Source organism: Vibrio sp. 10N.222.52.B7, assembly GCF_041474275.1.
Lineage (GTDB): Bacteria > Pseudomonadota > Gammaproteobacteria > Enterobacterales > Vibrionaceae > Vibrio > Vibrio crassostreae_C.
The window spans coordinates 2,536-2,754 of sequence record NZ_JBFRTU010000085.1; the positions used below are offsets into that span (position 1 = coordinate 2,536).

The following is a 219-nucleotide window of genomic DNA, read 5'->3' on the forward strand; positions in this document are numbered from 1 at the left end:
AGGGAGAGATACTGTTCAAAGGCAGAGACATCTCTACGCTGAAAAGCCGTAAAGATATCTTGGATTATCGCAGCCGTGTGCAAATGGTGTTTCAAGACCCCTTTGGTTCACTTAATCCCACTCACACCATTGAGCACCATTTAACGCGCCCACTTAAGATCCATAAACAGGTAGCCACTAAACAGGCTCTCACAGAACGCCTCAAAGAGTTATTAACGC

1 pseudogene is annotated in these 219 nt (G+C 45.7%); it reads left to right on the forward strand.

Annotation, left to right across the window (positions count from 1 at the left end):
• Positions 1-219 (forward strand): annotated as a pseudogene (locus AB4512_RS19415) (ABC transporter ATP-binding protein); the annotation flags it as partial.